Consider the following 13,888-nt stretch of genomic DNA (forward strand, 5'->3'; position numbering starts at 1 on the left):
CGCCGGACGGAGAAGGGGAGGCAGACGGGAAAACCGCCGAAGGGGGAGAGGAAGAGGAGGCGGACGTCCCTGTCGACGCCGAGGCCGACATCGAAAGGGCAGTCGACCGAGAAGTCGACAGAGGAGACGAACAAGAACCCAGACAACCACGAGCCATGCCACACACCACCTGAGGCGAGGGGATCGGAAGGACCGGCCTCACCACCGTCCCCGAATCCGCTCCGGCCCGCCGTGGGCTGTGGACCGCCGGGCGGTTGTGGACAACCCGGCCACCCGCGAGGGGGAGGCCGGGTGGGTTCGTGGGGGCGTTACGGCAGGTCGATGCCCAGGTCCCAGCCGGTGTGGACGTCGGTGCACAGGCAGCTGCGGTCGGTGGTGTCGGGGAGGGCGGCGACCGCGTCGAAGAGGACCGCGCGCAGCCGGCCGACGTTCTCGGCGAACACCCGGAAGACTTCCTCGTGGGAGACGCCGTCGCCGGTCTCGGTGCCCGCGTCCAGGTCGGTGACCAGCGCCAATGACGTGTAGCACAGGCTCAGTTCGCGGGCCAGGACGGCTTCGGGGTGGCCGGTCATGCCGACCACCGACCAGCCCTGCGCGGCGTGCCAGCGCGATTCGGCGCGGGTCGAGAAGCGGGGGCCCTCGATCACGACCAGGGTGCCGCCGTCGACCGGCTCCCAGTCCCGGCCGCGGGCGGCCTTGAGAGCGGCCTGCCGGCCGGTGGGGCAGTACGGGTCGGCGAAGGTCAGGTGGACGACGTTGGGGGTCGTCCCGTCGGGGAGCGGCTCGCCGTCGAAGTAGGTCTGGGGACGGGACTTGGTGCGGTCGACGAGCTGGTCGGGGACCAGCAGGGTGCCGGGGCCGTACTCGGGGCGCAGGCCGCCGACCGCGCACGGGGCGAGGACCTGGCGCACGCCGAGCGAGCGCAGTGCCCAGAGGTTGGCGCGGTAGTTGATGCGGTGCGGCGGGAGGTGGTGGCCGCGGCCGTGCCGGGGCAGGAACGCGACCCGGCGGCCGGCGATCTCGCCCAGGAACAGCGAGTCGCTGGGGCGCCCGTAGGGGGTGTCCACCGTGATCTCGGTCACGTCGTCGAGGAAGGAGTAGAACCCCGAGCCGCCGATTACACCAATCTCCGCGTCAGCCATGCCGGTCACACTATCGGGGGACGGTGGCCCGGAGGGGGCGGGCGGCGGAGGTGAAAGGAATCCGTAAGGCAGCGGGCCCCGCCGTCGGTGACGGCGGGGCCCGGAGAGCTGTGGGTCAGGCGGCGGAGCTGGTGCCCGAGGTGGTGCCGGACGACGAGGCGGCGGCCGGCGCGGAGGACTTGCTGTCCGAGCCGCCGGACGAGGAGCCCGTCGAGCCGGCGGAGCCCGAGGAGTCCGACGAGGACGTGCTCGACGCGGAGGAGTTCTTCGCGGGGCTGCTGCTGGACGACGAGCCGCGGCTGTCGTTGCGGTAGAAGCCGGAGCCCTTGAAGACGATGCCGACCGCGGAGAAGACCTTCTTGAGGCGTCCGTTGCAGGCGGGGCACTCCGTGAGAGCGTCGTCGGTGAACTTCTGCACCGCCTCGAGGCCCTCGCCGCACTCGGTGCACTGGTACTGGTAGGTCGGCACTTGTCTTCCTCCTGGCACTCTCACTCGATGAGTGCTAACGACGCTCCATATTGCAGTATTCCCGCCCGTCAGTCCACCGTGATCGCGCGACGGTGACCGACTCCACGTCCGTTCAGGCGCGTGCCAGCTCCCGTTCCCGGTCCTCGGAGCCCGCCGGGACCAGGTCGTCCACGCCGTATCCGGGGCCGTCGGCGGACGCGGCCGACGCGGACGGCAGCAGGTGGGCGCGGAGCGCCAGCAGCACCGTCAGGGCCAGGGCCGTGCCGGCCAGCGGCACCAGGAAGCCGGTGCTCGGCCCGAAGCCGTCCGCGAGCTGGCCGGCCGAGGTGGCGGCGGCCGCCTGGCCCAGCGCGACCGCGCCGGTCAGCCAGGTGAACGCCTCGGTGCGGGCGGCGGCCGGCACCAGCGACTCGACCAGCGTGTAGCCGGTGATCAGGGCCGGGGCGATGCACAGGCCTACGACCAGGCCGACCGCGCCGAGCAGCGGCAGTGCGGTCACCGCCCACAGCGGGGTGGTGGCCAGCGCCAGCAGCCCGTAGGCGACCAGCAGCCGGCGCCGCGGGCCGACCTTCCAGGAGACGACCCCGCAGGCGATGCCGGCGAGCATGTTGCCGCCCGCGAAGATGCCGTAGAGCACGCCGTTGATGCCGGGCTGCCCGATGTGCTGGGTGAACGCGGTCAGCGAGACCTGCATCCCGCCGAAGACCGAGCCGATGCCCAGGAAGGCCACGATCAGCACGCGGACACCCGGGACGGACAGCGCCGAGACGCGCGCCCGCTCGCCGGCCCGCGCCCGGTGCACCGCCGGCTGGCTGCGCCGCTGGGCGGCGAACAGCAGCCCGCCGGCCAGGGTCAGCACGGCCTCGGCGACCAGACCGGCCGCCGGGTGGACGCCGGTGCACAGCGCGGTCGCCAGCACCGGGCCGACGACGAAGGTGAACTCGTCGGTCACCGACTCGAAGGCGGCGGCCGTCGGCATCAGCGGGCTGCCGCCGAGCCGGGCGGCCCAGCGGGCCCGCACCATCGGGCCGACCTGCGGCGTCGAGGCGCCCGTGGGGACGGCCACCGCGAACAGCGCCCACAGGGGGGCGTGGGCGAGGGCGAGGGCGATCAGCGCGGCGACGCCCGCGGCGTGCACCAGGACGCCGGGGACCAGCACCGCGCGCTGCCCGAAACGGTCGGCGAGCTTGCCGCTCTGCGGGGCGAACAGGGCCATCGAGACGCCGGTCGTGGCGGAGACCGCGCCCGCGGTGCCGTACGAGCCGGTGGTGGATTCGACGAGCAGCACGATGCCGATCGTCAGCATGGCGAAGGGCTGCCGGGCCAGGAAGCCGGGCAGCAGGAATGTCCATGCACCAGGGGTGCGGAGCAGTGGTCCGTATCCGGAACGGGAGTCCTTGACCGCGGATGCCACGGCCGGGCCTTTCTGCCGCCTGGTAGCGCGCCGCCCGCGAGGTCGTCACAGGTGCGCGCCGAGAGCTGTCCTCTCGCGCAGGACCGAGTGATACCGCGTGGTCCGCACCGGAAGGGTGGCTGCGTGGGGCAGGGGGACCGCGGCCGCCGAGCGGTCGCGCCAGCTCTGCATCAGGCAGAGTTGGTTCGTCGATGTGCCTTTTCATCCTACAGGCCGAAACGCGTGAAGCCCTGGGATTGACCAGGGCTTCACGGGAATTTCCTTGGGATCCGTGGAGATGTGCACCACATTTCCCGCTCCGGGGAGCGCGGGACGCGCCGTGGTGCCCGCGCCGGCCTCAGCGGTGCCGGTGGCCGCCGCGCCCCGCGGGCCCGCCGGTCCCCAGCCAGCCGGCCAGCTTGCCGCCCTGCGAGACCGCCTGCAGCCGCCGCTCGGCCGCGTCGCGCACCGGGTCGGTGGCGACCACCAGCAGCTCGTCGCCGTGCCGCAGCACCGTCGACGGCGACGGCACGAAGCTGGAGCCGTCCCGGACGACGAGGGTGACCGCGGCGCCCGCCGGCATCCGCAGCTCGCCGACCTCGACGCCGTGCATCCGGGACGCCGGGCCGATGGACGTGGACAGCAGATGGCCGCGCAGCCGCTCCAGCGGCGCCGACTCGATGCCCAGGTCCGCGGCCTCCTCGCCGTCGCCCAGCCGCAGCCGCCTGGCGAGCCAGGGCAGGGTCGGCCCCTGGACGAGGGTGTAGACCACGACCAGGACGAAGACGATGTTGAAGACCCGCTCGCTGCCGGGGACGTCGCCCACCATCGGGATGGTGGCCAGCACGATCGGCACCGCGCCGCGCAGCCCGGCCCACGACAGCAGGGTCTTCTCCCGCCAGGGCACCCGGAACGGCAGCAGCGCCACGAAGACGGACATCGGCCGGGCCACCAGCGTGAGGATCATGCCGATCAGCAGCGCGGGCACGAAGTCGTCCAGCAGGTTGTGCGGGGTGACCAGCAGGCCGAGCAGCACGAACATGCCGATCTGGCCGATCCAGCCCAGCCCCTCGGCGAAGCCGCGGGTGGCCGGCGCGTGCGGCAGCTTGGCGTTGCCGAGGATCATCGCGGCCAGATAGACGGCGAGGAAGCCGGAGCCGTGCGCCAGCGCGCCGGCCGCGTAGGCGGAGACCGCGATGGCCATGACGGCGATCGGGTACAGGCCGGACGCCGGCAGTGCCACATGCCGCAGGCCGTAGGCGCCGAGCCAGCCGAACGCCAGCCCGACGGCGGCGCCGATCGCCAGCTCCAGGGCGATCTCACCGAGCAGGACGTACCAGTGTTCGACCGGCCCCGCGGTGGAGAAGGCGACGACGAGGATGACCACGGGGGCGTCGTTGAAGCCGGATTCGGCTTCGAGCACACCGGTCAGGCGGGCCGGCAGCGGCACGCTGCGCAGCACGGAGAAGACGGCCGCGGCGTCCGTGGAGGAGACCACGGCGCCGATCAGCAGCGCCTGACGCCAGTCGAGCCCGCCGAGATAGTGCGCTCCGGCCGCGGTGACCCCCACGCTCACCGCGACGCCGACCGTCGAGAGCGACACCGCCCGGGGCAGCGCCGGCTTGATCTCTTTCCACTTGGTGCCCAGTCCGCCCTCGGCGAGGATCACGACCAGCGCGGTGTAGCCGAGGAGTTGGGTCAGCTCGGCGTTGTCGAAGACGACGCCGCCCAGGCCGTCCTGGCCTATGGCGACGCCTATCCCCAGGTAGATGAGCAGGCTGGGGAGCCCGCTGCGCGAGGACAGCCGTACTGCGGCAACGGCGATGAGCAGTACGAGCGAGCAGATCAGCAGGAGTTCGTTGAGGTGGTCGACGTTCAGGAGCTGGTCCTTCCTCGCACGGGTTCCGGAGGGGTCTTTCCTTACCGTATCTAGTTACTGAGGCTAACAATTTACCATTGCTTGAATATTGAAGGTGCTGGCGGTGACTCCGCGTAGGGGTAGCCGAACCCGTGCGCCTATGGTTGCTCCAGCACTCCCACCCTGCCCCTCGAAGGACCGAGATGCCCGCCAACAAGTCCGGCCCAGTCCCCAGGAAGAAGAAGGGGCGGCGCGGCCGTCTCGTCGCGATCACGGTCGTGCTGTTGCTCGTGGCGGGCATCGGCGTCGGCGCGTTCTGGGGGGTCAGTACCGTCCGTGCCTCATTGCCGCAGACCACCGGCTCGCTCAAACTCCCGGGCCTGACCAACCCGGTGGACGTCGTGCGCGACGGCAACGGCATTCCGCAGATCTACGCCGACACCGACGAAGACCTCTTCCGCGCCCAGGGCTACGTCCAGGCCCAGGACCGCTTCTGGGAGATGGACGTCCGGCGCCACATGACCGCCGGCCGGCTCTCCGAGATGTTCGGCAAGAGCCAGGTCAAGACCGACTCGTTCCTGCGCACCCTCGGCTGGCACGAGGTGGCGCAGAAGGAGTACGACACCAAGCTGTCGCCCAGCACCAAGAAGTACCTCCAGTCCTACAGCGCGGGCGTCAACGCCTACCTCAAGGACCACGAGGGCTCCGCGGTCTCCCTGGAGTACGCGGCGCTGGACTTCCAGAACGACTACAAGCCCGAGAAGTGGACGCCGGTCGACTCGGTGGCCTGGCTCAAGGCGATGGCCTGGGACCTGCGCGGCAACATGCAGGAGGAGATCGACCGCTCCCTGATGACCAGCCGCTTCACCCCGGAGCAGATCGCCCAGCTCTACCCGGCGTACCCGTACAAGCGGAACAAGCCGATCGTCCAGGACGGCGCGGTCGACCCCGCCACCAAGAAGTTCTCGCCCAAGGGTTCGGCGAACTCCACGCCCGCCGGCGCCGCCTCCGGCCTGCAGTCGGGCCTGTCCGCGCTGGCGGAGACCACCGACAAGATCCCGGCGCTGCTCGGGCCCAACGGCAACGGCATCGGCTCCAACTCCTGGGTCGTCTCCGGCGCGCACACCACCACCGGCAAGCCGCTGCTCGCCAACGACCCGCACCTGGCCCCGCAGATGCCCTCGCTCTGGTACCAGATGGGCCTGCACTGCCGCACCACCGGCCCCAAGTGCAACTACGACGCCTCCGGCTTCACCTTCTCCGGTATGCCCGGCGTCGTCATCGGCCACAACCAGGACATCTCCTGGGGCATGACCAACCTGGGCGCCGACGTCACCGACCTCTACCTGGAGAAGGTCAACGCCGAGGGCTACCTCTACGACAACAAGCAGCAGCCCTTCATAACCCGCAAGGAGACCATCAAGGTCGCCGACGGCGAGAGCCGCCACATCACCGTCCGCTCCACCAACAACGGGCCGATCGTCTCCGACCGCGACGGCGAGCTCGCCGACGTCGGCAAGGACGCCCCCGTCGGCAACGCCGCACCCGACCGCGGCGACGGCTACGCCGTCTCGCTGCGCTGGACCGCGCTGAACCCCGGCAGGTCCATGGACGCCGTCTTCGAGATGAACCGCGCCAAGGACTGGAACGGCTTCCGCAAGGCCGCCGAGCACTTCGAGGTCCCGTCCCAGAACCTGATCTACGCCGACACCAAGGGCAACATCGGCTACCAGGCCCCCGGCCGGATCCCGGTCCGCGGCAAGGGGGACGGCCACTTCGACGGCACCTACCCGGCGCCCGGCTGGGACCCGCGGTACCGGTGGACCGGCTTCGTCCCGCAGAAGGCCCTGCCGTACGAGTACAACCCGCAGCGCGGCTACATCGTCACCGCCAACCAGGCCGTCACCGACGAGAAGTACCCCTACCTCCTCACCAAGGACTGGGGCTACGGCTCCCGCAGCCAGCGGATCAACGACCTGATCGAGTCCAAGATCAAGGACGGCGGCAAGGTCTCCACCGACGACATGCAGGCCTTCCAGAAGGACAACAGCAGCGAGATCGCGCGCCTGCTGACGCCCTACCTGACGAAGATCGACATCAAGGACAAGTACGTCCGCGACGCCCAGCAGCTGCTGGACGGCTGGGACTTCACCCAGGAGCCCGACTCCGCCGCGGCCGCCTACTTCAACGCCGTCTGGCGCAACACCCTCAAGCTCGCCTTCGGCAACAAGATGCCCAAGGAGCTGCGCCCCGACGGCCAGTGCCTGACCGTCCGCCCCGCGGACGAGACCGGCCCCGCCGACGAGAACGACAAGTACATCCGCGAGTGCGGCGAGCGGGACGGCGACACCGCCCAGCCCGACGGCGGCGACCGCTGGTACGAGGTCGTCCGCGACATCCTCGACGACCCCAACAACGCCTGGTGGAAGACCGAGGACCGGCCCGGCCGCCCCGGCGACAAGAACCGCGACCAGCTCCTCGCGCACGCCATGAAGGACGCGCGCTACGAGCTCACCTCCAAGCTGGGCAAGAACATCGACAACTGGAGCTGGGGCCGCCTGCACCAGATGTACCTGAAGAACCAGACGCTGGGCACGGACGGTCCTGGCTTCCTGCAGGGCCTGTTCAACCGCGGCCCCTGGAACGTCGGCGGCGGCGAGGCCGCGGTCGACGCCACCGGCTGGAACGCCGCCGGCGGCTACAAGGTCACCTGGGTCCCGTCGATGCGGATGGTGGTCAACCTCGCCGACCTCGACAAGTCCCGCTGGATCAACCTCACCGGCGCCTCCGGGCACGCCTACGACGCCCACTACTACGACCAGACCGACAAGTGGGCCAAGGGCGACCTGCTCCCCTGGGCGTACAGCGAGGACGCCGTCAAGAAGGCGGGCAAGGACACGCTGACCCTGTCGCCGTAGGGCAGGGCGGCGCTCCCGCCGCCCCGGGTGAGTGCTGACGCCGTCGGGCGGGCCGGAGACATCCGGCCCGCCCGACGGCGTTCGTGTCCCGCCTCAGCGCTCCGTACGGCCCCCGGGCGCCGTGAACCGGTGCACCGCCGACGGGGTCACCGCGGCGTGCACCCGCCGGTCGTGCGGCTCGGCCGGCACCTCGGCCAGCACCTCGTCGTCGTAGAGCAGCACCACCAGCGACGCCCGCGCCCCGGCCCGCTCCAGCCGGGCCAGCACCCGGTCGTAGGAGCCGCCGCCGCGCCCCAGCCGCAGCCCGCCGCGGTCCACCGCGAGCCCCGGCAGCAGCACCACGTCCGCCTCCGTGACGGCCTGAGGGCCCAGCCGCGGCCCGTCCGGCTCCAGCAGCCCCCGGCCGGCCCGTACGAGCCGCTCGGCGCCCTCGTAGCGCGCCCAGTCCAGGTCGTTGTCCGCCAGCAGCACCGGCAGCAGCACCCGCACCCCGGCGGCCCGCAGCCGGTCCAGCAGGGCGCGGGTGGACGGCTCGCCGCCGATCGACACATAAGCGGCGACGGTCGGCGGGGCGCCGGCGCCCGTCGGGACGGGCCCGGCCAGCTCGTCCAGCTCCAGCGTCCGTCGGGCCAGCGCCTCGCCCGTCGCGGCGACGACACCCGCCGGCAACGCTCTCCTCATCTCTAGGAGATCCCGCCGCAACCTGCGCTTTCTACCGTGATCGGTGCTCACTGTGCGCCCTGCTCCCGCTCTCATGCCGTATTCACCGGACTCTCATCATGGTGCCGATAGGGCCGGTTATGGTGTCGCGCATGACCCCATCGCACACACGGATCAGCAAGGCTGTCATCCCCGCGGCCGGCCTCGGCACCAGGTTTCTCCCCGCCACCAAGGCCACCCCCAAGGAGATGCTCCCGGTCGTCGACAAGCCCGCCATCCAGTACGTGGTGGAGGAGGCGGCCGCCGCCGGACTCTCCGACGTGCTGATGGTGACCGGACGCAACAAGCGGCCGCTGGAGGACCACTTCGACCGCAACTACGAGCTCGAAGAGGCCCTGCACCGCAAGGGCGACGAGTCCCGGCTCGCCAAGGTGCAGGAGTCCAGCGACCTGGCGACCATGCACTACGTACGCCAGGGCGACCCGAGGGGCCTGGGCCACGCGGTGCTGTGTGCCGCACCGCACGTGGGCGACCAGCCCTTCGCGGTCCTCCTCGGCGACGACCTGATCGACCCCCGCGACCCGCTGCTGGCGCGCATGGTCGAGATACAGGAGCAGCACGGCGGCTCCGTCATCGCCCTCATGGAGGTCGACCCCGCGCAGATCCACCTCTACGGCTGCGCGGCCGCCGCCCCCACCGGCGACGACGACGTCGTGGTCGTCTCCGACCTGGTCGAGAAGCCCGACCCGGCCGAGGCGCCCAGCAACCTCGCCATCATCGGCCGCTACGTCCTCGACCCGGCCGTCTTCGAGGTGCTGCGCAAGACCGCCCCGGGCCGCGGCGGCGAGATCCAGCTCACCGACGCCCTCCAGGCGCTGGCCGCCGACCCCGCCCTCGGCGGCCCCGTCCACGGCGTGGTCTTCAAGGGCCGCCGCTATGACACCGGCGACCGCGGCGACTATCTGCGTGCCATTGTCAGACTGGCATGCGAACGTGAGGACCTGGGCCCGGACTTCCGGACCTGGCTGCGCAGTTACGTCACCGAGGAGATGTAGGACGTTGAACCACGCCACCGGCCGGACCCGCCACCAGGAACGCGTCTGGTCGGTGGCCGAGCATCTCGACGACATCCTGGCGAAGATCGCCCCGCTGGAACCGATCGAGCTGCAGATCCTCGAAGCCCAGGGCTGTGTCCTGGTCGAGGACATCACGGTCCCCGTCTCCCTGCCGCCCTTCGACAACAGCTCCATGGACGGCTACGCGGTCCGCGCCGCCGACGTCGCGGACGCCACCGAGAGCGCCCCGGCCGTCCTCACCGTCATCGGCGACGTCGCGGCCGGCAGCGGCGAGCTGCCGGAGGTCGGCCCCGGCCGGGCCGCCCGCATCATGACCGGCGCCCCGCTGCCGCCCGGCGCCGAGGCCGTCGTCCCCGTCGAATGGACCGACGGCGGCACGGGCGGGGGCCCGGCCGCGACGATGCGCGCCCACAGCGCCGCCCCCGAGGACGCCGCGGGCGAGGTCCGCGTCCACCGCCCGGCCGCCGCCGGCGCCCACATCCGCGCCCGCGGCAGCGACGTCACCGAGGGCGAGCCGGCCCTGCGCGCGGGCACGGTCCTCGGCCCCTCCCAGATCGGCCTGCTCGCCGCGATCGGCCGCGGCACGGTCACGGTCCGCCCCCGCCCCCGCGTCGTGGTGATGTCCACCGGCAGCGAACTCGTCCCGCCCGGCGAGGCGTTGGGCCCCGGCCAGATCCACGACTCCAACAGCTACCAGCTCACCGCCGCCGCCCGCGCCGCCGGCGCCATCCCCTACCGCGTCGGCGCCGTCGCCGACGACGCCGAGACCCTCCGCTCCACCCTGGAGGACCAGCTCATCCGGGCCGACATCCTCGTCACCAGCGGCGGCGTCAGCGTCGGCGCCTACGACGTGGTCAAGGAGACCCTGACCGCCCTGTCCGCCACGGAGCCCGACGGCTCGACCCTCGCGGGCGGCGCCGTCGAGTTCCGCACGCTCGCCATGCAGCCCGGCAAGCCCCAGGGCTTCGGCCTCATCGGCCCCGACCGCACCCCGCTCCTCGCGCTGCCCGGCAACCCCGTCAGCTCGTACGTCTCCTTCGAACTCTTCGTCCGCCCCGCCATCCGCGCCCTGATGGGGCTGCCCGACGTCCACCGCCCCACCACCCCCGCCCGGTGCACCGAGCCCATCGCCTCCTCGCCGCGGGGCAAGCGCCAGTTCCTGCGCGGCTCCTACGACGCCGACGCCGGCACGGTCACCCCCGTCGGCGGCGCCGGCTCCCACCTGATCAAGGCCATGGCGCACGCCAACGCGCTGATCGTCGTCCCCGAGGAGACCACCGAGGTCGCCGCGGGCGCGGAAGTGGACCTCGTCCTGCTCGGGTAGCCCGCTGCCGCCGGGGGTACGGTGTCGTCCCACAGGCGGCAGTTTGGTACCGGGAGAACGATGAGCAGCGGCCAGCAACACCTCACCCATCTCGACGCGGCGGGCGCGGCGCGGATGGTCGACGTCTCCGCGAAGGACGTCACCGCCCGCACCGCCGCCGCCCGCGGCCGCGTCCTGGTCTCCGCGCAGGTCATCGAGCTGCTGCGGGGCGAGGGCATGCCCAAGGGCGACGCCCTGGCCACCGCCCGGATCGCCGGCATCATGGGCGCCAAGCGCACCCCCGAGCTGATCCCGCTCTGCCATCCGCTGGCCGTCTCCGGCGTCACGGTCGACCTCTCCCTCACCGACGACGCCGTCGAGATCACGGCCACCGTCAAGACCACCGACCGCACCGGCGTCGAGATGGAGGCCCTGACCGCCGTCTCCGTCGCCGCGCTCACCGTCGTCGACATGGTCAAGGCCGTCGACAAGGCCGCGGTGATCACCGACATCCGCGTGGAGGAGAAGACCGGCGGCAAGTCCGGCGACTGGAGCCGGTCGTGACGGCCGCCCGCGCCCTGGTCGTCACCGCCTCCAACCGCGCCGCGGCCGGCGTCTACCCCGACAGGGGCGGCCCGCTGCTCGCCGAGGGCCTGGCCGCCATGGGCTTCGAGGTCGACGGCCCCCAGGTGGTGCCCGACGGCGAACCGGTGGAGGCCGCCCTGCGCGGCGCCGTCGCCTCCGCCCGCTACGCCGTCGTCCTCACCACCGGCGGCACGGGCCTCTCGCCCACCGACCGCACCCCCGAGGCCACCCGCCGGGTCCTGGACTACGAGGTCCCCGGCATCCCCGAGGCGATCCGCGCCGCCGGCCGCACGCAGGTCCCCACCGCCGCGCTCTCCCGGGGCCTGGCGGGCGTCGCCGGCCGGACCCTGATCGTCAACCTCCCCGGCTCGACCGGCGGCGTCCGCGACGGCCTCGCCGTCCTCGCGGAACTCCTCCCGCACGCCGTCGACCAGATCCGCGGCGGCGACCACCCCGGACCTGCCGGGAGCCCGAGCTGAACGCGCCCTGGCCGGTGGTCCTCACGGACGGAGTGGTGACCCTCCGCCCGATAAAGCTGCGCGACCAACGGTCCTGGCGCGAGGTCAACCGCCGCAACCGCGACTGGCTGCGCCCCTGGGAGGCGACCGTCCCGCCGCCCCCGCCCGGCCTCGTCCCGCCGCACCGTCCCACGTACCGTCAGATGGTCCGTCACCTGCGCGCGGAGGCGCACGCCGGCCGGATGCTGCCCTTCGTCGTCGAATACCGCGGGCAGCTCGTCGGCCAGCTGACGGTCGCGGGCATCACCTGGGGCTCGATGTGCTCGGGCCATATCGGCTACTGGGTCGACCGGGACGTGGCCGGCCGCGGCGTCATCCCGACCGCCGTGGCGCTCGCCGTCGACCACTGTTTCCGGTCCGTGGGACTGCACCGCATCGAGATCTGCATTCGCCCGGAGAACGTCCCCAGCCGCCGGGTCGTCGAAAAGCTCGGCTTTCGCGAAGAGGGCATCCGCCCGCGCTACCTCCACATCGACGGCGCCTGGCGCGACCACCTGGTTTTCGCCCTCACCGCGGAGGAGGTGCCCGAGGGCCTGCTCAACCGCTGGCGCCGGGAGAAGCCGAGCACTCCTGGCACACCCCACAAATAAAATAAATGTTCGAATGCATTCCCTGATTGACCGGATCGGTGGAGGCGCTGATCTCTACCATCACAAAAAAGTTCGAGATATCAGCCAGATCGTGCGACACACCGGCCCAATTGGCGGATGGCCCCCTGCAAACCCCTCTACCGTGTGAGTTGTGAGAAGCAGCGGCCTCATCTACGCAGTCATCGTCGGGGCCTGGGCCGCCTATTTGGTGCCGATGTGGCTCCGTAGGCAGGACGAGCTCAACGAGGCCCGTCCGACCGAGCGCTTCAGCACCGCCATCCGGCTGCTGTCCGGACGGGCGGCGATGCAGCGCCGTTACGACAAGGCGAACGGGGGACACCCCGCCGACGATGCGGGCGACGACGTGGACCCGGACGCCCCGGCCGACGAGGCCGCCGCCCGGGCCTTCGGCGACCCCTCGGCGGCGGACCCGGCCGGCGCCGTGCACACCCGGGTGCAGGCCGCCCCGCCGCGCCCCTCCGCCGCCGAGCGGACCAAGCGCGCCAAGGTCCTCGCCCGCCGCCGGCGCACCACCACCATCCTGTTCCTCGCCTTCACCGCGGGCGCCATCGTCGCCGCCGTCGGCGGCGTCCCCTTCCTCTGGGCCCCCGCCCTGCCCGCCCTCCTGCTGACCGCGTACATCATTTACCTGCGCGTCCAGGAGCGGCGGCGCTTCACGTTCACCATGGACCGCCGCAAGGCGGAGGCGGCGGCCCAGCGGCTGCGCGAGGGCCGGCGGCCCCGCCCCCAGGCCGCCGACCAGCCGCCCGCCGACGACCACCCGGCCGACGTCTGCGCGGACGCCCCGGCCGACGCCGCTCCGGAACCGCCGCGCCCCGCCATCCCCGCCCACACCGCGGGCCGCCGCGCCCTGGTCGAGGAGACCGACCACGCCGAGTGGGTCGACCAGCAGCGCGAACGCGAGCGCCCGCGCCCCGCCGCCGGCAGCTGGGACCCGGTCCCCGTCCCCCTCCCCACCTACGTCACCGCGCCGGTCGCCCCCCGGGCCACCAGCCACGTCGACCTGGACGCCGAGGACGCCTGGAGCTCCGCCCGATCCAGCGCCGCCGCCGACCACCCCCAGCCCGACACCCCGGCCCAGGACCGCCCCACCCACCCCGGCCGCCGCACCCGCGGCCGTACCCCCCTCTTCGACCAGTACGAGGACGAGGACCGCCCACGCGCGGCGAACGAGTGACGGCCCTCCGCTGACCAGCACCGGAAGCGATTTCCGAGCACCGCGATCGAGATGCTAGAGTTTCACTCGTCGCAAGGGCCTGTGGCGCAGCTGGTAGCGCACCTCGTTCGCAACGAGGGGGTCAGGGGTTCGAATCCCCTCAGGTCCACAGCACGTCAAAGCCCCCGCCGGGGATATC

General features: G+C 72.3%; 12 protein-coding genes and 1 tRNA gene. 8 read left to right on the forward strand and 5 right to left on the reverse strand.

What is annotated here, in order from left to right; genetic code table 11:
- Positions 1–308 precede the first annotated feature (308 nt).
- The 4 genes from K7396_RS21435 to K7396_RS21450 form a co-directional block, all read right to left on the reverse strand.
- Positions 309–1,142: an S-methyl-5'-thioadenosine phosphorylase gene (locus tag K7396_RS21435; RefSeq protein WP_086720845.1), complete on the reverse strand. Its 834-nt coding sequence runs from the start codon at positions 1,140–1,142 to the stop codon at positions 309–311.
- A 115-nt stretch (positions 1,143–1,257) separates the two neighbouring features.
- A complete protein-coding gene (locus K7396_RS21440; protein WP_086720844.1) occupies positions 1,258–1,611 on the reverse strand; it encodes an FmdB family zinc ribbon protein in 354 nt (117 codons plus the stop codon).
- 112 nt (positions 1,612–1,723) lie between these two features.
- Positions 1,724–3,025, reverse strand: coding sequence for an MFS transporter (locus tag K7396_RS21445; RefSeq protein ID WP_086720843.1), 1,302 nt, complete (start codon positions 3,023–3,025; stop codon positions 1,724–1,726).
- Positions 3,026–3,362: 337 nt separating this feature from the next.
- The gene (locus tag K7396_RS21450; protein ID WP_086720842.1) at positions 3,363–4,883 is read right to left on the reverse strand and encodes a potassium/proton antiporter; all 1,521 of its coding nucleotides are present in this window, start codon (positions 4,881–4,883) and stop codon (positions 3,363–3,365) included.
- A gap of 182 nt (positions 4,884–5,065) precedes the next feature.
- On the opposite strand from K7396_RS21450, the gene K7396_RS21455 reads away from it, so the two are divergent.
- Positions 5,066–7,780 carry a penicillin acylase family protein gene (locus K7396_RS21455; protein WP_086720841.1) on the forward strand — a complete coding sequence of 905 codons (2,715 nt, stop codon included), beginning with the start codon at positions 5,066–5,068 and terminating at the stop codon, positions 7,778–7,780.
- A gap of 93 nt (positions 7,781–7,873) precedes the next feature.
- Here K7396_RS21455 and K7396_RS21460 read toward each other — a convergent pair whose 3' ends face one another.
- Entirely contained in the window at positions 7,874–8,536 is a 663-nt protein-coding gene (locus K7396_RS21460) for a 5-formyltetrahydrofolate cyclo-ligase (RefSeq protein WP_174886973.1), read from the reverse strand.
- A gap of 56 nt (positions 8,537–8,592) precedes the next feature.
- On the opposite strand from K7396_RS21460, the gene galU reads away from it, so the two are divergent.
- The 7 genes from galU to K7396_RS21495 all read left to right on the forward strand — a co-directional run bounded on the left by galU (position 8,593) and on the right by K7396_RS21495 (position 13,858).
- Positions 8,593–9,495: a UTP--glucose-1-phosphate uridylyltransferase GalU gene (gene galU, locus K7396_RS21465; protein WP_086720839.1), complete on the forward strand. Its 903-nt coding sequence runs from the start codon at positions 8,593–8,595 to the stop codon at positions 9,493–9,495.
- Positions 9,496–9,499: 4 nt separating this feature from the next.
- The gene (gene glp / locus K7396_RS21470) at positions 9,500–10,840 is read left to right on the forward strand and encodes a molybdotransferase-like divisome protein Glp (RefSeq protein ID WP_086720838.1); all 1,341 of its coding nucleotides are present in this window, start codon (positions 9,500–9,502) and stop codon (positions 10,838–10,840) included.
- 60 nt (positions 10,841–10,900) lie between these two features.
- The gene (gene moaC / locus K7396_RS21475) at positions 10,901–11,383 is read left to right on the forward strand and encodes a cyclic pyranopterin monophosphate synthase MoaC (RefSeq protein ID WP_152104902.1); all 483 of its coding nucleotides are present in this window, start codon (positions 10,901–10,903) and stop codon (positions 11,381–11,383) included.
- Entirely contained in the window at positions 11,380–11,883 is a 504-nt protein-coding gene (locus tag K7396_RS21480) for a MogA/MoaB family molybdenum cofactor biosynthesis protein (RefSeq protein ID WP_152104901.1), read from the forward strand. Before moaC ends, K7396_RS21480 begins: the two co-directional genes overlap by 4 nt.
- A gap of 14 nt (positions 11,884–11,897) precedes the next feature.
- A complete protein-coding gene (locus K7396_RS21485; protein ID WP_152104900.1) occupies positions 11,898–12,512 on the forward strand; it encodes a GNAT family N-acetyltransferase in 615 nt (204 codons plus the stop codon).
- 151 nt (positions 12,513–12,663) lie between these two features.
- Positions 12,664–13,710 (forward strand): divisome protein SepX/GlpR, encoded by a 1,047-nt coding sequence (sepX, locus tag K7396_RS21490; RefSeq protein ID WP_152104899.1) that lies wholly within the window; start codon positions 12,664–12,666, stop codon positions 13,708–13,710.
- Between the two features lie 75 nt (positions 13,711–13,785).
- Positions 13,786–13,858, forward strand: a tRNA-Ala gene (locus tag K7396_RS21495).
- Positions 13,859–13,888 lie beyond the last annotated feature (30 nt).

Origin of the sequence: Streptomyces angustmyceticus (assembly GCF_019933235.1) — a bacterium.
Lineage (GTDB): Bacteria > Actinomycetota > Actinomycetes > Streptomycetales > Streptomycetaceae > Streptomyces > Streptomyces angustmyceticus.